The organism is Aromatoleum toluvorans (assembly GCF_012910905.1).
Classification (GTDB): Bacteria; Pseudomonadota; Gammaproteobacteria; order Burkholderiales; family Rhodocyclaceae; genus Aromatoleum; species Aromatoleum toluvorans.
This window is the reverse complement of the sequence record NZ_WTVN01000007.1, coordinates 19,760-38,832: the sequence shown is the minus strand read 5'-3', so window position 1 is coordinate 38,832 and position 19,073 is coordinate 19,760. Positions and strand designations below refer to the sequence as shown.

The 19,073-nt window shown below is 66.5% G+C and carries 15 protein-coding genes; 7 read left to right on the top strand and 8 right to left on the bottom strand.

The window, feature by feature from the left end; genetic code table 11:
- Positions 1-172 precede the first annotated feature (172 nt).
- Positions 173-2,770, top strand: a complete 2,598-nt coding sequence (locus GPA22_RS06555) for a bifunctional aconitate hydratase 2/2-methylisocitrate dehydratase (protein WP_169255302.1) — start codon at positions 173-175, stop codon at positions 2,768-2,770.
- Positions 2,771-2,833: 63 nt separating this feature from the next.
- On the opposite strand, the gene GPA22_RS06550 is transcribed toward GPA22_RS06555, so the two are convergent.
- Positions 2,834-3,547, bottom strand: a complete 714-nt coding sequence (locus GPA22_RS06550; RefSeq protein WP_169255301.1) for a DUF72 domain-containing protein — start codon at positions 3,545-3,547, stop codon at positions 2,834-2,836.
- 25 nt (positions 3,548-3,572) lie between these two features.
- Here GPA22_RS06550 and ligD point away from each other — a divergent pair, with 25 nt between their 5' ends.
- From ligD to GPA22_RS06535, 3 genes are read left to right on the top strand one after another with little or no spacing between them, the layout of a single operon-like run.
- A complete protein-coding gene (ligD, locus tag GPA22_RS06545; protein ID WP_169255300.1) occupies positions 3,573-6,359 on the top strand; it encodes a non-homologous end-joining DNA ligase in 2,787 nt (928 codons plus the stop codon).
- A 23-nt stretch (positions 6,360-6,382) separates the two neighbouring features.
- Positions 6,383-7,273 carry a non-homologous end joining protein Ku gene (gene ku / locus GPA22_RS06540; RefSeq protein ID WP_169255299.1) on the top strand — a complete coding sequence of 297 codons (891 nt, stop codon included), beginning with the start codon at positions 6,383-6,385 and terminating at the stop codon, positions 7,271-7,273.
- A 12-nt stretch (positions 7,274-7,285) separates the two neighbouring features.
- Positions 7,286-8,128 carry a tetratricopeptide repeat protein gene (locus GPA22_RS06535; protein ID WP_169255298.1) on the top strand — a complete coding sequence of 281 codons (843 nt, stop codon included), beginning with the start codon at positions 7,286-7,288 and terminating at the stop codon, positions 8,126-8,128.
- An 18-nt stretch (positions 8,129-8,146) separates the two neighbouring features.
- Here GPA22_RS06535 and GPA22_RS06530 read toward each other — a convergent pair whose 3' ends face one another.
- The 7 genes from GPA22_RS06530 to GPA22_RS06500 form a co-directional block, all read right to left on the bottom strand.
- Positions 8,147-8,929 carry a phosphodiesterase gene (locus GPA22_RS06530; RefSeq protein ID WP_169255297.1) on the bottom strand — a complete coding sequence of 261 codons (783 nt, stop codon included), beginning with the start codon at positions 8,927-8,929 and terminating at the stop codon, positions 8,147-8,149.
- An 84-nt stretch (positions 8,930-9,013) separates the two neighbouring features.
- Positions 9,014-9,583 carry a C40 family peptidase gene (locus tag GPA22_RS06525; protein WP_246264128.1) on the bottom strand — a complete coding sequence of 190 codons (570 nt, stop codon included), beginning with the start codon at positions 9,581-9,583 and terminating at the stop codon, positions 9,014-9,016.
- On the bottom strand, positions 9,580-10,224 hold the full coding sequence (locus tag GPA22_RS06520) for a 3'-5' exonuclease (RefSeq protein ID WP_169255296.1): 645 nt from the start codon (positions 10,222-10,224) through the stop codon (positions 9,580-9,582). Before GPA22_RS06520 ends, GPA22_RS06525 begins: the two co-directional genes overlap by 4 nt.
- Positions 10,221-12,119, bottom strand: coding sequence for a DUF294 nucleotidyltransferase-like domain-containing protein (locus tag GPA22_RS06515; protein ID WP_169255295.1), 1,899 nt, complete (start codon positions 12,117-12,119; stop codon positions 10,221-10,223). The genes GPA22_RS06520 and GPA22_RS06515 overlap by 4 nt, the downstream gene beginning before the upstream one ends.
- A 137-nt stretch (positions 12,120-12,256) precedes the next feature.
- The gene (locus GPA22_RS06510) at positions 12,257-13,663 is read right to left on the bottom strand and encodes a PhoH family protein (protein ID WP_169255294.1); all 1,407 of its coding nucleotides are present in this window, start codon (positions 13,661-13,663) and stop codon (positions 12,257-12,259) included.
- Positions 13,664-13,699: 36 nt separating this feature from the next.
- Positions 13,700-14,164 carry a peroxiredoxin gene (locus GPA22_RS06505; protein WP_169255293.1) on the bottom strand — a complete coding sequence of 155 codons (465 nt, stop codon included), beginning with the start codon at positions 14,162-14,164 and terminating at the stop codon, positions 13,700-13,702.
- Positions 14,165-14,276: 112 nt separating this feature from the next.
- Positions 14,277-14,654 (bottom strand): Mth938-like domain-containing protein, encoded by a 378-nt coding sequence (locus GPA22_RS06500; protein WP_169255292.1) that lies wholly within the window; start codon positions 14,652-14,654, stop codon positions 14,277-14,279.
- Between the two features lie 165 nt (positions 14,655-14,819).
- Between GPA22_RS06500 and GPA22_RS06495 the strand changes: the two genes are divergently transcribed.
- The 3 genes from GPA22_RS06495 (at position 14,820) to thrC (ending at position 19,044) form a co-directional block, all read left to right on the top strand.
- The gene (locus GPA22_RS06495; protein ID WP_246264135.1) at positions 14,820-16,118 is read left to right on the top strand and encodes a pyridoxal phosphate-dependent aminotransferase; all 1,299 of its coding nucleotides are present in this window, start codon (positions 14,820-14,822) and stop codon (positions 16,116-16,118) included.
- A 45-nt stretch (positions 16,119-16,163) separates the two neighbouring features.
- A complete protein-coding gene (locus GPA22_RS06490; protein ID WP_169255291.1) occupies positions 16,164-17,474 on the top strand; it encodes a homoserine dehydrogenase in 1,311 nt (436 codons plus the stop codon).
- 124 nt (positions 17,475-17,598) lie between these two features.
- Positions 17,599-19,044, top strand: coding sequence for a threonine synthase (gene thrC, locus GPA22_RS06485; protein ID WP_169255290.1), 1,446 nt, complete (start codon positions 17,599-17,601; stop codon positions 19,042-19,044).
- Positions 19,045-19,073: the final 29 nt, after the last annotated feature.

Sequence of the window (19,073 nt, the reverse complement as noted above, 5' to 3'; positions counted from 1 at the left end):
CGCGTCCGGCGGGCGTACGCAGGTCCATGGGGAGGAGTAGAATTCGCGCGCTGACCAGCGATGGTTGTTGCATTGCACCGCAAGTCTTATAAAAGACATATAATCTCGCGGCGTCGTCCGGGTCCGCAGCCCCGACGCCCAGCCAACGTCACGAAAAAGGAAGGAATTCGCCGTGCTTCAAGCCTACCGTGCCCATGTCGCCGAACGCGCCGCCCTCGGCATCCCCCCGCTGCCGCTGTCGAAGCAGCAGACCCAGGACCTGGTTGCCCTGCTGAAGAATCCCCCCGCCGGCGAGGAAGCTGCCCTCGTCGAACTGATCACCTACCGCGTGCCGGCCGGCGTGGATGACGCCGCCAAGGTCAAGGCCGAGTTCCTCGCCAAGGTCGCCAAGGGTGAAGAAGCCTGTGCGCTGATCTCGCGCGCCAAGGCCACCGAGCTTCTCGGCACGATGCTGGGCGGCTACAACGTCAAGCCGCTGATCGACCTGCTGGCCGACGCCGAAGTCGGCGCCGTCGCCGCCGAAGGCCTGAAGAAGACCCTGCTGGTGTTCGACTACTTCCACGACGTTGCCGAGCTCGCCAAGGCCGGCAATGCCAACGCCAAGGCCGTGATGCAGAGCTGGGCCGACGCCGAGTGGTTCACCTCGCGTCCGGAAGTGCCGGCCTCGCAGAAGCTGACCGTCTTCAAGGTCACCGGCGAAACCAACACCGACGACCTGTCGCCCGCGCCGGACGCCTGGTCGCGTCCCGACATCCCGCTGCACGCGCTGGCGATGCTGAAGAACCCGCGTCCGGGCATCGACGCCGACAAGCCGGGCGAGCGCGGTCCGATCAAGCAGCTCGAGGCGCTGGCCAAGAAGGGCAACCTGATCGCCTACGTCGGTGACGTGGTCGGTACCGGTTCCTCGCGCAAGTCCGCGACCAACTCGGTGCTGTGGTTCACCGGCGAAGACATCCCCTTCGTGCCGAACAAGCGTTTCGGTGGTGTGTGCATCGGCTCCAAGATCGCCCCGATCTTCTTCAACACCATGGAAGACGCGGGCGCGCTGCCGATCGAAATCGACGCCGGCCAGATGGACATGGGCGACGAGATCGAGCTGAAGATCGACCAGGCGACCGGCAAGGTCACCGCGCTCAAGAACGGCGCCACCATCGCCGAGTCGCAGCTGAAGACCCTGGTCATCCTCGACGAAGTGCGCGCCGGCGGCCGCATTCCGCTGATCATCGGCCGCGGCCTGACCACCAAGGCGCGTGAAGCGCTGGGCCTGCCGGTGTCGACGCTGTTCCGTCTGCCGCAGCAACCGAACGATCCGGGCAAGGGCTACTCGCTCGCGCAGAAGATGGTCGGCCGCGCCTGCGGCCTGCCGGAAGGCAAGGGCATCCTGCCGGGCACCTATTGCGAACCGAAGATGACCACCGTCGGCTCGCAGGACACCACCGGCCCGATGACGCGCGACGAGCTGAAGGATCTCGCCTGCCTCGGCTTCTCCGCCGACATGGTGATGCAGTCCTTCTGCCACACCGCCGCCTATCCGAAGCTGGTCGACGTTCGTATGCACCGCGAACTGCCGTCCTTCATCTCGACCCGCGGCGGCGTGGCGCTGCGTCCGGGCGACGGCGTGATCCACTCGTGGCTCAACCGCCTGCTGCTGCCCGACACGGTCGGCACCGGCGGCGACTCGCACACCCGCTTCCCGATCGGCATTTCCTTCCCGGCCGGCTCGGGCCTCGTGGCCTTCGCCGCCGCGACCGGCGTCATGCCGCTCGACATGCCGGAATCGGTGCTGGTGCGCTTCAAGGGCAAGCTGCAGAACGGCGTCACGCTGCGTGACCTGGTCAACGCGATCCCCTACTACGCGATCAAGCAGGGCCTGCTGACCGTCGAGAAGAAGGGCAAGAAGAACATCTTCTCGGGCCGCATCCTCGAAATCGAAGGTCTGCCGGACCTGAAGGTCGAACAGGCCTTCGAGCTGTCCGACGCCGCTGCCGAGCGTTCCGCTGCCGCCTGCGCGATCCAGCTGAACAAGGAACCGATCATCGAGTACATGCGCTCGAACATCACGCTGATGAAGTGGATGATCGCGAACGGCTACTCGGACGCGCGCACGCTGGGCCGCCGCATCAAGGCGATGGAAGCCTGGATCGCCAAGCCCGAACTGCTGAAGGCCGACGCCGACGCCCAGTACGCCGCCGTGATCGAGATCGAGCTGGCCGACGTCAAGGAGCCGATCGTCGCCTGCCCGAACGACCCGGACGACGTGAAGCTGCTGTCCGAAGTCGCCGGCGACAAGATCGACGAAGTCTTCATCGGCTCGTGCATGACCAACATCGGCCACTTCCGCGCCGCCGGCAAGGTGCTCGACGGCAAGTCGGACATCCCGACCCGCCTGTGGATCGCCCCGCCGACCAAGATGGACGCGATGATCCTGAACGAGGAAGGCTACTACTCGGTGCTCGGCAAGTCCGGCGCGCGCATGGAAATGCCGGGCTGCTCGCTGTGCATGGGTAACCAGGCGCAGATCCGCAAGGGCTCGACCGCGATGTCGACCTCGACGCGTAACTTCCCGAACCGTCTCGGCATCGACACCCGCGTGTATCTCGGTTCGGCGGAACTCGCCGCCGTGTGCGCGCTGATGGGCAAGATCCCGACGGTCGGTGAGTACATGGAGCAGGTCGCGGCGGTCAATGCCAAGGCGGCGGACGTGTATCGCTACATGAACTTCGACCAGATCGCGGAGTTCAGCGACGTTGCGGCGACCGTGACGGTTTAAGTCTCCAGCAGTCGTTAGCACCTCGAAGGCCCGCACCATTGCCGTGGTGCGGGCTTTCTTTGTTTACGGCGTTCCACCCGCTTCCCGCCACAGTTCTTCCAGCCGCCGGGCGAAGCACGTGCCGAGCGCCTCGTCTTCGTGCATGAAGTAGACGTAGGCGCGTTCGAGCGGCTGCGCGGCGATGCGTTCGACCCAGGTGCGCAGGTCGGCGTCGTCGTAGTGGGTGCGTCGCAGGCGGATGTAGGCGCACTCCGTCGTGGAGACGAAAGGCGTTTCGCCTTCGTCGGTGTCGGTGACGCAATACATTACCCCGTGCGAGCGCAGGGCCTCGTAGACCTCGTCGTCCTGCCAGGAGGCGTGGCGAAACTCGAAGGCATAGCGTTTGTCTGACGGCAATCCCGCCAGGAAATCGCGCAGCCGATGAAGATCCTTTCCGAGAAACGGCGGCAGCTGGAACAGGAGCACGCCGAGCTTGTCTCCGAGCGTGGCGGCGCGGCGCACGAATTCGGCCACGCTCGCTTCGGAGCCGTGCAGGCGCTCCTCGTGCGTGATGCGGCGCGGCGCCTTGAGCGTGAAGGCGAACCCGGGCGGCACTTCTTCCGCCCAGTGCGCCAGCATCGATTCGGCCGGCATGCGGTAGAAGGTGTTGTTGATCTCCACCGTCGTGAAGCGCTCGGCGTAGTAGTGCAGCATTGCGTTCGCGGGGAGCTTCTCCGGGTAGAAGGCGCCGAGCCACTCCTTGTACGAAAAGCCGCTCGTTCCGGTCGACAGTCGCATCGCATCCGCTCCCAGGACTTGTGCCATGCCGCGTGGGCATGAGGCGGTTCCACCCGCGCGGCGGGCAAAGGGACAGCCCGCGGCCGATCCGCCCGGCGAACTCGGCGAATACGCGGCCAGGCGGACTTTTGCTGCCACACCGGAGCCGGCGCCGTCGGTGCCGCAGGCAGGCGGTGGGCCGCTGCTCTTCGTGATCCAGCAGCACTCGGCCCGGCGGCTGCACTTCGACTTCCGGCTCGAATGTGATGGAGTGCTGAAATCCTGGGCAGTTCCCAAGGGGCCGTCCCTCGATCCCGCGGACAAGCGGCTCGCCGTCGAGACCGAGGATCATCCCTATGACTACGCCTCGTTCGAGGGCGTCATCCCGCCCGGGCAGTACGGCGCCGGGGAGGTGATCGTGTGGGACTGCGGCGTTTACTCACCCGACGAGGATCAGGCGTATTCGTTCGACGATCGGGACGAAGCGCAGCGGCGGGTCCGCGAAGGGCTCGCGCAGGGCAAGCTGAGCTTCTTGCTGCGCGGAGAGAAGGTGAAGGGCTCCTTCGCCCTCGTCCGCACGTCGGAGCCGCGCAACTGGCTGCTGATCAAGCACAAGGACCGCTTTGCGGGGCCTGCCGATCCCGGCGAGAGGAACCGTTCGGTACTCAGCGGATTGATGGTCGAGGAGCTCAAGGTCCTGCCGGTGCGCCGCATTCCGGTGGCAACGCTGGTGCCTTGCGGGCGGCCCGAGGCGATGCCCGCGACGCTTTCGCCCATGCTCGCCGAAACCGGCGAGGCACCGTTCACCGATGTCGACTGGCTGTGGGAACCCAAGCTCGACGGTTATCGCGTGCTCGCCTTCGTGTCCGGGAAGGGGGCGAAAATGCGGGTGAAACTGCTGTCGCGCCGGGGCCTCGACCTGACCGCCACCTTCCCGCGGCTCGCGGCGGAACTGCGTGGCCAGGGGGCGGACATGATCCTGGATGGAGAGGTCGTGGCCTTCGATGCGAGCGGCCGGCCGTCGTTCAATGCGCTGCAGAATCGCTTCCAGCTGAAGACCGAGCGCGACATCGCCGTCGCCGACCGCAGCACGCCGGTGGTTTTCTGCTGCTTCGACCTGCTGCACTTCGCGGGCGTCGACCTGCGCGGCGCGCCGTATCGCGACCGCCGCCGCTACCTCGCCCAGTGCCTGCTGCCTTCGCCCCTGCTGCAGCTCGTCCATGTCGCGGAGGACGGGGAGGCGCTGCATGAAGCGGCGCTCGCCAGCGGCTTCGAGGGGGTGGTCGGAAAACGCAAGGACAGCCGCTACGAGGCCGGCCGGCGCTCGGCAGCGTGGCTCAAGATCAAGGCCACCCAAAGTGGGGAGTTCGTGGTCGGCGGCTACACCCGCGGCAAGGGCTCGCGGGCGCCCTTGGGCGCGCTGCTGATCGGGTACCGGGATGGGGGCGTGCTGCGGTACGCCTCGCATGTCGGATCCGGCTTCGACGCCGCGACGCTGGCGCAGGTGAAGGCGCGGCTGGAGGGCTTGCAAACGGATGCCTGTCCGTTCGTGGCGCAGCCGGAGCTGAACGGCCCGACGACGTGGGTCGTGCCGGAAATGGTGGTCGAAGTGCAATTCCAGGCGTGGACCGAGGACGGCAGCCTGCGCGCGCCGGTTTTTCTGCGCGTGCGCGACGACATCGACCCCCGAACGGTGCTGCGCTCCGGGCACGTCCCGCAGGTGCCGTACGCAGCGGGGAAGTCGGGCGCAGAGGGAGGAAGCGGCGAGATCGACGAGGTCCTGCGGCAACTGGAGAACGGCAAGGCGGCCTTTCCGCTCGCGGTCGGCCCGCACCGGATCCGCCTGACGCATCTCGATCGCGTCTACTGGCCGGCGGATCCGGCACTCAAGCAGCCGGCGCTGACCAAGCGCGACCTGCTGCGCTATTTCGCGCAGGTTTCGCCCTTCCTCCTGCCGCACCTCGCGGATCGTCCGCTGACGCTGATCCGCATGCCCGAAGGTATCGGCGGGCAGCGATTCTTCCAGAAGCACTGGGAGCAGGAGCGGCCCGCGTTCGTGGACACCCTTACGGTGTTTTCCGAACACAAGGACGAGAGCCACGAGGCACTCGTGTGCAACAACCTGGCGACGCTGCTGTGGCTTGCGCAGTCGGGGACCATCGAGCTTCATGTCTGGCATTCGCGTGCGCGCCCCGGGGCGGATGCGGCGGTGCAGGGGACCGACTACGCCGGATCTCTCGCCACGTTGGAATCCTCGGTGCTCAACTTCCCCGACTACGTGGTGTTCGACCTCGACCCCTATATCTATTCCGGCAAGGAGGCACCGGGGGCGGAGCCGGAGCTCAACACGGTCGCCTTCGAGAAGGGCAAGGCGGTGGCCTTCCACCTGCGCGAGCTGCTGCAGGGCATGGCGCTGGACGCGATCGTCAAGACCTCGGGCAAGACCGGGCTGCATGTCTTCGTGCCGATCCGGCGCACGATCGATTTCGACGCCGCGCGCAAGGTGTGCGAGCTCGTCGGGCGGCACCTGCTGCGCCAGCATCCGCGGGACATCACGATGGAGTGGAGCGTGCGGGCGCGGACCGGCAAGATCTTCCTTGACTACAATATGAACGTCCGCGGCAAGACGCTGAACGTCGCCTATTCGCCCCGAGGGGTGCCCGGCGCGCCGGTGTCGATGCCGCTCACCTGGGACGAGCTGGCCGGCGCGCACCCGCTCGACTTCAGGATCACCAACGTCGCGCAGCGCCTGGCGCAATCGGGTGATCGCTGGCACGACGCCCTGGAGCGCAAGCAGAGCCTGGAACGGGCCGTGTCGGGCGCCGGATCATGACTCCCTGACCCCCGGAGGCAAGCATGGCGGCACGATCGATTGCATCGCTCACGGTCTCGTTCGGACTGGTGGCCATCCCGGTGAAACTCTATACCGCCACCGAAGCGAGCCGGACCGTCTCGTTCAACCTGCTGCACAAGGGCTGCGGTTCGCGGCTCAAGCAGCAGTACGTGTGCCTGAAGGAAGAGGTGGTGGTGGCGCGCGACGACATGGTCAAGGGCTACGAATTCGCCAAGGACCAGTTCGTGACCTTCAGCGCCGACGAGCTGAAGGCGCTCGAGGAGGCAGGTTCGCACAGCGCCGAGATCACCGAGTTCGTGCCCATCGAAACCGTCGATCCGGTGTATTTCGACAAGGCCTATTACCTCGCCCCGGACAAGGGCGGCGCCAAGCCCTATGCGCTCCTTGCCCGCGCGCTGCGGGCGTCGGGGCGCTGCGCCCTTGGTCGCTGGGCGGCGCACGGCAAGCAGCATGTCGTGATGATCCGTCCGGTCGAGGCGGGGGAAATGAGCGGGCTCGTCATGCAGCAGCTGCTCTACGGCGCCGACGTGCGCTCGATCAGGGACCTCGACATTCCGCAGACCGAGGTCAAGGATGCCGAGCTCCAGCTGGCGCAGCTGCTCATCGACCAGCAGGCCGTGGAGCGTTTCGATCCCGCCGCCTACACGGACGCGGTGCGCGCGCGCATCGAGGCGGCGGTGCAGAAGAAGGTCGAGGGTCAGGAGATCACGCTGACCGAGGAGGGCGAAGGTGGCGGCCAGGTGATCGACCTCATGGAGGCCCTGCGCGCGAGCCTGGAGAAAAAGGCCCCGGCGCCGGAGTTGCCCTCCGAGCCGCCGGCCGAGACGCGCAAGCCGCCCCGGCGGGCGAAGCCTGCCGCCGAGCCGGCGGTACGCAAGACGGCCAGGAAATAGCGAGGTTTCCCGATGCACCGCTACGGCGTGCGTGAGGTCGAGAAACTTCTGCGCCTGGGGCGCAGCACGATCCGTGCACTGATCGGGGCCGGCTTCGTCTCGCCGGAGCGCGGCCCGCGCAACGCCTGGCGGTTCTCGTTCCAGGATCTGGTCGTGCTGCGCACTGCGCAGGCGCTCGCTGAGGCGCAGGTCCCGCCCCGGCGCATCGTGCGATCCATGAAGGCGCTGCGCAGCCGGCTTCCCGAGGAGATGCCCCTCTCGGGGCTGTCCGTGCGCGTCGTGGCCGACCGCGTCGTCGTCAGGGAGGGCAGCGGCCACTGGCAGGCCGAGTCGGGCCAGTATCTGCTCGCGTTCGAAGGTGACCCTGCCGACGGCTCCATGAGCGTGATCGAGCACAAGGCGGCTGCAAGCCAGGCCGGGAGCGCACCCACCCACGCACCGGCGCACGCCGCGCACTGGTTCGAGCAGGCGCTCGCGCTGGAGCGCGACGAACCGGAGTCTGCGCGGCGGGCCTACGAGCGGGCGATCGTCGAGGCGCCGAAGCTGCTCGATGCCCGCATCAATCTGGGATCCTTGCTGCACGAAGCAGGCCGCCTGACGGAGGCCGAGCGCGTCTACCGCGATGCGATCGCGGCGTGCGGAGCCGATCCGACGCTGATGTACAACCTCGGTGTCCTGCTCGACGACATGGACCGCAAGCACGAGGCGATGGACGCCTACCAGACGGCCCTGCGCGGCGATCCGGGTCTGGCCGATTGCCACTACAACCTGGCGTTGTTGTGCGAGCAGTTCAGGCAGCCGCGGGAAGCCATCCGCCACATGGCGCAGTATCGCCGGCTGGTGAAGACGGAATAGGCGTCGGGCGAAGGCCGCTCAATCGTAGCGCTGTGCCGCGCTCTCATCGACGGGCAGCACGTGCGTGACCAGCTCGCCGTCGTGCCAGCGATGCAGCAGGAAGGCGGGCGGTTCGCGGCACCAAGCCAGCGCATCGGGCGCGCCCGACAGGTCGCACACGATCTGGTGGGCGACCGAGGGGGCGGTGATGCACGGTCGTCCCGCGAAGCTTGCGAAGATCGGGCGATGTACGTGGCCGCAGGCGAGGGCGCGCACTTCGGCGTGGCGGTGCAGCCAGTCGGCGAGGCGTGCGGAACCGCTGCAGGCGATGGTGTCGAGCCCGGCGATCCCCGTCGCGAACGGGGGGTGATGCAGGAACAGCAGGCAATCACGATCGGGATCGCACGCCCGGTCGAGCCAGGCGAGCTGTTCGTCGGCGATCTCGCCGCCTTCCTCGCCGGGGATGGTGGTGTCGAGGAACAGCAGGGTCAGGTCGCCGAGCATCCGCCGCGCGCAGCACAGGCTGCCATCGCCGAAGCCCTGGTCCGGAAAGGCGGCCCTGAGTTGCTCTCGGTCGTCGTGATTGCCGGCCATCACTTGCCACGGCATCGGCAGCGGTGCGAGCAGTTCGCGTACCCGTGCGTATTCCCGGGCGGTGCCTTCGTTCACGAGGTCGCCGGAGACGACGACCAGGTCCGGCACCGGGCTCAGCCGGGCGACGCGCCGGACGGCCGCGGCGAACAGCGCACCGGTGTCGATCTTGCCGTAGAGGAGGGAACCGGGGGCGACGACGTGGGGGTCGGACAACTGGGCGATCAGCATGGCTGGGATCTCGTCGGGCTTGATCGAAGCCTAGACGAAAACCCGACCCGTCGCAGCGCCTCGCCGGTACGCCGGCGCCGCCCGTCAGTCGGCCTGTGGCAGGCCGGCGTCGGGCACCATGCGGCGTGCGCCGTTGAAGCGCTTCGCCCAGTAGCTCTGGCTCATCTCGTCGATGCGCACTTCACCGCCTCTCGACGGGGCGTGCAGGAAGCGGCCTTCGCCGACGTAGATGCCCACATGCGAGAAGGCGCGGCGCATGGTGTTGAAGAACACCAGATCGCCGGGCTTGAGATCCTGCATGCCGACCTTTTCGCCGACGCTGGCCATGTCGCGCGCGGCGCGCGGCAGGTTGAGGCCGAGCGCGTTGCGGAAGACGTTCTGGACCAGGCCGCTGCAATCGAGCCCCGTTTCGGGCGAATTGCCGCCGAAGCGATAGCGGATGCCGAGGTACTCCATCCCCTGGTTGATGAGATCCTGGGCCGCCGTACCGTATCGGCCGAAGGACGACGTCGTCGCGGCGGGCTGATCGGCCGGAGCGGGCGTGTCGTCGGCGCCCGCAGGCGGGGCGATCAGCAGGGTGGTCGCCGCGAGCGCGGCGATGAAGCGGGTTGTCAGGCAGCGGCGCATGTTGCTTGCAGGGGAAATTCGATTCATCCGTGGCGCCTCAATTGTCGGCGGCTGTGTTCGAGGTCCGCCAACGTGCGTGGAGTGTTGTGGCCGAGCGCGCGGGCGCGTGCCTGCGCGGCCAGCATCAGCTGTGCGATCGCCCAGGCATCCCCCAGCGCGTGGTGGCGCTGGAAGGTCTCGATGCCGAAAGCCTTCATCCAGTCGGCCAGGCGTGCCGGCCGGTCGATGTGTTCGTCGTAGAGGGCCGGCAGGAGCCAGTGCAGGTCGAGCCAGGTCCAGTCGGGCGTGATGCCGAGATGCTCGTCGAGCGCGCGTTCGAGCAGGCTGCGGTTGAACGACGCGTTGAACACCACGACCGGGCCCTTGCCCGCGAAGGCGAGGAGGCTCGTCAGTGCCGCCGCGGCATCCGGTTCCACGGCGGCATGAAAGCTGTCGTGCGGCGACAGTTGCTCGCGGTCGATCGCGATCGCCGCGACCGCGAGCAGGCGATCCTTGTCGAGGTCGAGCCCGGTGGCCTCGGTGTTGATGACCACGTAGCGCGTCTCGAAGTGGGCGGTGCCCGGATCGGGCGCCGGCAGCGCTTCCCACTTCGCGAGGGCATCACGCAAGGCCGCGTCGAGCGTGGCCGTGTCTGCGCTGTTGCCGAGGAGCCGGGTGAGCCAGTTCATAGCTGGTAGTCGAGCCTGAGGCGCAATTGCAGCTTCCTGGCCTGACGGAACGCTTCCTTCAGGATGCGCCGGTCGAGTTCGTTCAGCGTGTCCGGATTGACGCGGTTGTCGCCCGGCGCGTCGTGTTCGGTGTCGAGGTGCTGGGACCGCAGGCGCAGCAGCTGGATGAAGTGGAAGCCGTCGATCAGCGCGGCAATTTCCTCGGACGCAATGCCCATCTTGTTGCCGGCCTGGCGCAGCCGCTGCACGGTGCTGCTCGATGCGACCTCGGTGCGCAGGGCGAGAATGCGCGCGACGTCGACGAACAGGCGGGCGCCGGATTTCTTCAGGTCGATCGTGCCGTCGTCATCGACGACGAAATCGCGGATGCGTCCCAGCGGCGGTGCGACCTGCAGCGCATTCGACGCCATCATGCGCAGGAAGTTGGCGTTGGCCTTCGCCGTGCGGTTCAGCCACGCGCGCAGCTGGTCGCCCAGGCGTTCGTTGCCGCACAGTACGCGATAATCGAAGAAGATCGTCGCATTGAGCAGGGCTTGCGGATCCGGCTCGCGAATCCAGTCGCCGAAGCGCCCCTTCCACTCGTCGAGCGTGAGGCAGAGGTCGGGGTTGCTCGCCATGATGTTGCCCTTGCACAGCGGGAATCCGCAGGCGGCGAGGTTCTCGTTCACTTCCTTCGCGCAGGCCAGCAGGCGGTTCTTCAGCTCGGTCGGGTCTGCCCCTTCGGGGCGGACGTAGATAATGCCGTTGTCCTGGTCGGACGAGAGCGTCTGCTCGTGGCGCCCTTCCGAGCCGAAGGCGAGCCACGCATAGTCGATGCCGTACAGGTCATGCCGCGCACGCGCCAGATCGATGATGCGGCAGGTCAGGGCGTCGTTGAGCGCGGAGATGAACTGGGTCAGCTGTTCCGCGCCGATGCCCTGGGCGATCAGGTTGAGCGCCAGCTGGCGGATGTCGCGGCTGGCGCGCTGCAGCGCGTCCAGGTCGTCGGCGCCTTCGATGCTGGAACGGATCTGCCGCAGGCCGATGCGCTGCAGCGTGAACAGATCGCGCTCGGAAACCACGCCCTTCAGACGGCCCTCCGAGTCGACCACCAGCAGATGGCGCACGCCGTGCGTCGCCATCTCGAGGGCCGCGTCGTAGGCGGAATCCGAGGCCGACATGACGTGCGGGGTGCGCGTCATCACGTCGCCGATCGGGCGCTGCAGATCGATTCCCGGCAGCACGACACGCGGGAGCAGATCGCTCTGGGTCAGGATGCCGAGCGGCTTCTGTTCGCTGTCCGTGACCACCATGCAGCCGATACGCATCTCGGACATCTTTTCCAGCGCGGCGCGCAGCGAGCTGTCCGGCGTGACGAAAATCGGTGCCTTCTTCACGAGCTGGCCGAGCGGCGTCGTCATCGTCTGCTGCTCCGCCGCGCGCTGCGCAAAGGTGCTCTGCAGCTGCTGCCGCGACTGGTTGAGCAGGCTCGCGATGTACTGGGTGCAGAAGACGTGGAAGACCGGGCTCATCTGCATGAGCTTGAGGAAATCCTCCGCGGGCAGCTGGAACACGAAGCTGTCTTCGACCGCCACGTAGGCGTTGGTCGAGGGGCGCTGGGCCGAGATCGCGCCGATCGGGAAGCATTCGCCCGGACCCAGCGTCATCGCGGCGTAGTCGGTGACGCTCGCGGGGCCGGTCTGACGGGCCTGCACCTTGCCGCGCTGCACGATGTGGAAGTGCGTCGGCTGCCCCATCTCGGGGGTCAGGATCTCGCTGCCGCGGGCGTGAAACGCCAGCACCGCACGCTCGCTCAGGAATCCGAGCGCCTCCGGCTCCATCCGGTTGAACGGCGAGAAGCGCTTGAGGAAGTCCGAACTGGCACCGACCAGCATCTCGGAGGCGGTAGCAGGCATGGCAGCTTTCGCAGGCAAAAAACCCGCGCATTATAGGGTGCATCCCGGTCCGCCGGGATGATCCATGGCAAATTCCCGTGTCTTTTCCAGGGTATTTCGACGGTATCGCCGGGGCAGCCCTGCCGCCCCGGCGAAGGTCAAAGCACGTCCGCCGCGTGGTCGGCGAGACGCGAGCGTTCGCCGCGCTGCAGCGTGATATGGCCGGAATGCGGCCAATCCTTGAAGCGGTCGACCACGAAGGTCAGGCCGGAGCTGCCCTCGGTCAGGTAGGGGGTGTCGATCTGCGCGATGTTGCCGAGGCACACCACCTTGGTGCCCGGCCCCGCGCGCGTGATCAGGGTCTTCATCTGCTTCGGCGTGAGGTTCTGCGCCTCGTCGATGATCAGGAACTTGTTGATGAAGGTGCGCCCGCGCATGAAGTTGAGGCTCTTGATCTTGATGCGCGAGCGGATCAGGTCGCGCGTCGCCGCGCGGCCCCAGTCGCCGCCTTCGCCGGTCGTGCCGTTGAGCACGTCGAGGTTGTCCTCCAGCGCACCCATCCACGGCGCCATCTTCTCTTCCTCGGTCCCAGGCAGGAAGCCGATGTCCTCGCCGACCGGCACGGTCACGCGGGTCATGATGATCTCGGAATAGCGCTTGGCTTCCAGTACCTGGGTCAGCGCCGCCGCGAGCGTGAGCAGCGTCTTGCCGGTGCCGGCCTGGCCGAGCAGGGTGACGAAGTCGATCTCGGGATTCATCAGCAGGTTGAGCGCGAAGTTCTGCTCGCGATTGCGCGCGGTGATGCCCCACACGTTGTTCTTGTTGTGGGCGTAGTCGACCAGCGTCTCGATCAGTACGGTCTTCCCTTCCCTTCGCTTCACCCATGCCTGCAGCGGGGATTCGCCGTCCTGGAACAGGAATTCATTGACCAGCAGGCTGGCCGAGAGCGGACCGTTGATGCGGTAGTAGGTGTGTCCTTCCTCCTTCCACGACTCCATGCCCTTGCCGTGGGTGTCCCAGAAGTCGGGCGGCAGCTCGCGCCAGCCCGTGTAGAGGAGGTCGGTGTCCTCCAGCACCTTGTCGTTGAAGTAGTCCTGCGCCTCCAGGCCCAGCGCGCGGGCCTTGATGCGCATGTTGATGTCCTTGGAAACCAGGATCACCGGCCGCTTGGGGAAGCGCTCGACCAGGTGCATGACCACCGCGAGGATCTGGTTGTCGCCCTTGGCGGTCGGCAGCGCGGGGGGCAGGGCGAGGTTGATCGCCTCGGTCTGCAGGAACAGCTTGCCCGTCGCCAGTTCGTGCGAGGGGGCCTTGAGGTCGATGCCGTCGGCGATGTCGGCGGGGCAGGAGCTCACGATCTCGTCCATCGTGCGGCTTGCCTGGCGCGCGTTGCGCGCGACTTCGGACATGCCCTTCTTGTTGTTGTCCAGTTCCTCCAGCGTCATGATCGGCACGAACACGTCGTGCTCCTCGAAGCGGAACAGGCTGGTGGGGTCGTGCATCAGCACGTTGGTGTCGAGGACGAAGAGCTTGGTGTCCCGGCTGCTGGGCGCGCGTTTGGTCATGGAGTGGGTGAGGCTCGAGGCGTCGGTTGATCGGGGTTACAGGGTCTTCACGAAATCCAGCACTTCCTGCGCGTGGCCGGCCACTTTCACGCCGCGCCACTCGCGGCGGACGACACCTTCGGCATCGATGACGAAAGTGCTGCGTTCGATGCCGCGTACCTGTTTCCCATACATGTTTTTCATCTTGATGACGCCGAAGGCATTGCATGCCGCCTCGTCGGCGTCGGAGATCAGCTCGAAGGGCAGGCCGAGCTTGGCCTTGAAGTTCTCGTGCGACTTCAGGCTGTCGCGCGAAATGCCATACACGTCGCACCCGGCGGCGTGGAACGACGCGTGATGGTCGCGGAAGTCCGCGGTCTCGTTGGTGCAGCCCGGCGTGTTGTCCTTGGGGTAGAAATACAGGACCACCTTGCGGCCGCTCCGTGCCGCGAGGGCGACGCTGTTGCCGCCCGTTGCGGGAAGGGTCAGATCGGGCATGGACGGGATGCTTGCCGTACTCATCGGGCTCTCCTGTGTCGGTTGTCGCACTCAGCGTAGCGGAGGAGCCGGCCGGAAGACAACGTCTGCATGCTCGCGAGGGGGCGGCGGGCGCGCATCCGCCCGCTCGCGGGCGTCAGGCTGCGTCGAAGAGCAGTGCCGCGACGACCGAGCGGCCCTCGGCGGCGAGGATGTTGTAGGTGCGGCAGGCGGCAGGCAAGTCCATGATTTCATAGCCGATACGCGCTTCGATCAGCGGGCGCAGGATCGCCGGCGCCGGAAAGCGCAGGCGGCTGCCGGTGCCGATCAGCACGACTTCGGGCTTCATCTCGCACACCGGGGCGAAATCGTCCGCACTCAGGTTCGCGAAGCCGCCCGGGGCCCAGCCTCCGACGATGCGGTCGGCCGCGACCAGCACGTTGCCGTCGTGGCGTTCCTTGTTGATCATCAGGTGGTCGGTACCGTAGCCGGTCACGACGTTGAGGTCGGGATTCTGTTCTAGATTCAGCTTCATCGGGTTCGCTCGGTCGGCAAAATTGCCGGGGGATACAGGCTTGGATAAGATACATTCTTTTGGTTTTCCGGCCCACCCGGCAGTTCCCTGCGGTGTTGCCGGCGATCCTGCGGCGCGCCCGAGGCCGGGCGCGGAGTGAACATGCGAAAGAAAGGACGGAGTGCGATGAGCGTCGAGCCGAAACTGCGGGTTGCTGTCCCGCCCGAACAAACGCAGGGCAACGCCGATGCCCAGAAGCTCCCGCAGGTCCGCAAGTCCGCCAAGCTCGCCAACGTCTGCTACGACATCCGCGGCCCCGTCCTCACCCGCGCCAAGCAGATGGAAGACGAGGGGCACAAGATCATCAAGCTCAACATCGGCAACCTCGCCGCGTTCGGCTTCGACGCCCCCGAAGAGATCCAGATGGACATGATCCGCAACCTGCCGAACTCGGCGGGCTATTCGGATTCCAAGGGTATCTTCGCGGCGCGCAAGGCGGTGATGCACTACACCCAGCAGAAGCACATCAAGGGTGTGACGATCGAGGACATCTACATCGGCAACGGCGTGTCCGAGCTGATCGTGATGGCGATGAACGCGCTGCTCAACGCCGGCGACGAGGTGCTGGTGCCGGCCCCCGATTACCCGCTGTGGACGGCGGCCGTGAGCCTGTCGGGCGGCCGTCCGGTGCATTACCTGTGCGACGAGGCGAGCGGCTGGCTGCCGGATCTCGACGACATGCGTTCGCGCATCACGCCGAACACCCGCGCCATCGTCGTCATCAACCCGAACAATCCGACCGGAGCGGTCTATCCCGACGAGGTCCTGAAAGGCATCGTAGATCTCGCCCGCGAATTCGGCCTGATCCTGTACGCCGACGAGGTGTACGACAAGGTGCTCTACGACGGCGTGAAGCACACGTCGATGGCCGCGTTGTCGGAGGACGTGCTGACGATCATCTTCAACGGCCTGTCGAAGAACTACCGTTCCTGCGGCTATCGCGCCGGCTGGATGGTCGTGTGCGGCGACAAGCGCCATGCGCAGGACTACATCGAAGGCCTCAACATGCTCGCCTCGATGCGCCTGTGCGCGAACGTGCCGGGCCAGTACGCGATCCAGACGGCGCTGGGCGGCTATCAGAGCATCGACGACCTCGTCGTCGAAGGCGGCCGCATGCGCCGGCAGCGCGACCTCGCCTACGAACTGATCACGGCAATCCCGGGCGTGAGCTGCGTGAAGCCGCAGGCGACGCTGTACATGTTCCCGAAGCTCGATCCCAAGATGTACCCGATCGAGGACGATCAGGCTTTCATCGCCGAGCTCCTCGAGCAGGAGCGCGTGCTGCTGGTGCAGGGCACGGGCTTCAACTGGCCGCATCCCGACCATTTCCGCCTCGTGTTCCTGCCGCACGAGGGCGACCTGCGCGACGCCATCGGCCGTCTCGCCCGCTTCCTCGAAAGCTACCGGAAGCGTCACGGCACCTGAAGCAAGCCGTTTTACCCATCTGAAGACGAAACTCAACGAGTTCTTATGAAAGCGATCAATGTTGGCCTGCTGGGCATCGGTACCGTCGGTGGCGGTACCTTCACCGTTCTGAAACGCAACGAGGAGGAAATCACCCGTCGCGCCGGTCGCCCGATCCGCATTACTGCAGTGGCCGACAAGAACCTGGAACTCGCGCGCAAGGTCGCCGGGGAAGGCCCGCGCCTGACCGACGACGCGTTTTCGGTCGTCGCCGACCCCGATATCGACATCGTCGTCGAGCTGATCGGCGGCTACGGCGTCGCCAAGGAGCTGGTGCTCAAGGCGATCGAGAACGGCAAGCATGTCGTGACCGCCAACAAGGCGCTGCTCGCCGTGCACGGCAACGAGATCTTCGCCGCCGCGCAGAAGAAGGGCGTCATGGTCGCGTTCGAGGCGGCGGTCGCCGGCGGCATCCCCATCATCAAGGCGCTGCGCGAAGGCCTCTCCGCCAACCGCATCCAGTGGCTCGCCGGCATCATCAACGGCACGACCAACTTCATCCTGTCCGAGATGCGCGACAAGGGCCTGCCGTTCGCCGACGTGCTCAAGGAAGCGCAGGCGCTCGGCTATGCCGAAGCGGATCCGACCTTCGACATCGAAGGCATCGACGCCGCCCACAAGGCCACGATCATGAGCGCGATCGCCTTCGGCGTGCCGATGCAGTTCGAGGCCGCCCACGTCGAGGGCATTACGGCGCTCGACAGCGTCGATATCACCTACGCCGAACAGCTCGGATACCGCATCAAGCTGCTGGGCATCTCGCGCATGCGCCCGGAAGGCATCGAACTGCGCGTGCATCCGACGCTGATCCCGGCCAAGCGCCTGATCGCAAACGTCGAAGGCGCGATGAACGCGGTAGTGGTTTATGGCGACGCGGTCGGCGCGACGCTTTACTACGGCAAGGGGGCCGGCGCCGAACCGACGGCCAGCGCCGTGATCGCGGACCTCGTCGACGTGACGCGCCTGCATACGGCCGATCCCGAGCACCGCGTGCCGCACCTCGCGTTCCAGCCCGACCAGGTGCACGACCTGAAGGTGCTGCCGATCGACGAAGTGATCACGTCCTACTACCTGCGCATGCGCGTCGAGGACAAGCCGGGCGTGCTCGCCGACATCACCCGCATCCTCGCCGACAGCGGCATCTCGATCGAGGCGATGATCCAGAAGGAAGCCCCCGAGGGCACGTCGCAGACCGACATCATCATGCTCACGCACGAGACCGTGGAGAAGAACGCCAACGCCGCGATCGCGAAGATCGAGGCGCTGCCGGTCGTGCAGGGCAGGATCACGCGCCTGCGCATGGAAAGCCTGCAGTAATTCTCCTCCGGGGCCGGCGCACCGCCCGAGTGCACCGGCGCGACGGCAGGCACGGCCGGGTGCGGAGCGCCGCATCGCCGTGCCTTTCGTCCATGAACGAACACGAAATTTTGAGGATTTGCCCGTGAAGTACCTGTCCACCCGCGGCCACGCCGCCCGTCCCGAGTTCTGCGACATCCTGCTGGGCGGTCTCGCTCCCGATGGTGGCCTGTACCTGCCGGAGACCTACCCGCAGGTCACGCGCGCCGAACTCGATGCCTGGCGCGGCCTGTCCTACGCGGAGCTCGCCTTCGCGATCCTGTCGAAATTCATCACCGACATCCCCGCGGCCGACCTCAAGGCGATCTGCGACAAGACCTACACTGCCGACGTCTATCGCTTCGCCCGCTCCGGCGACAACGCAGCCGACATCACCCCGGTGCATTGGCTGGAACCGGGCCGCTTCGGCCTGCTCGAACTGTCGAATGGCCCGACGCTGGCATTCAAGGACATGGCGATGCAGTTGCTCGGCAACCTTTTCGAGTACGTCCTCGACAAGCGCGGCGAGACGATCAACATCCTCGGCGCGACGTCGGGCGACACCGGTTCGGCGGCGGAATACGCGATGCGCGGCAAGCACGGCGTGACCGTGTTCATGCTGTCGCCGCACGGCAAGATGAGCGCGTTCCAGCGCGCGCAGATGTATTCGCTGCAGGACGAGAACATCTACAACATCGCCGTCACCGGGATGTTCGACGACGCGCAGGACATCGTGAAGGCGGTGTCGAACGACGCCGCGTTCAAGGCCAGGTACAAGATCGGTGCGGTCAACTCGATCAACTGGGCGCGTGTCGCGGCCCAGATCGTGTACTACTTCAAGGGCTATTTCGCCGCGACGAAGTCCAACGACGAGCAGATCGCGTTCTGCGTGCCGTCGGGCAACTTCGGCAATATCTGTGCGGGCCACATCGCACGCCAGATGGGCCTGCCCGTCGCACGCCTGATCCTCGCAACCAACGAGAACGACGTCCTCGACGAGTTCTTCCAAACGGGCGTGTATCGCCCGCGCAAGGCGGCGGAAACCCACGTCACGTCGAGCCCTTCGATGGATATCTCGAAGGCGTCGAACTTCGAGCGCTTTGTCTTCGATCTCGTCGGCCGCGACCCGAAACGTGTTGCGGAACTGTGGAAGTCGGTCGACGCGGGCGGAGCGTTCGATCTTTCCGGGACTCCCGAATTCGCCCACCTCACGAACTTCGCCTTCGCGTCCGGACGCAGCACGCACGAGGATCGCCTGTCGACGATCCGGCAGGTATTCGAGACCTACGGGACGATGGTGGATACGCACACGGCCGACGGCGTCAAGGTCGCATGGGATTGCGCCGACTCCGTGCCCGCCGGCGTGCCGCTGCTGGTGCTCGAAACCGCCCTGCCGGTGAAGTTCGCCGAGACCATCCGCGCGGCGCTGGGGCGCGAGCCCGAGCGTCCCGCGGAACTCGATGGCATCGAGTCGCTGCCGCAGCGGGTCGAGGTGATGGCGCCCGAGGTCGACGCGATCAAGCGCTTCATCGTCGGGCACCTCGGCGCCTAGGCGCCGGCGGAAGGCGCGGGCATCGCGGC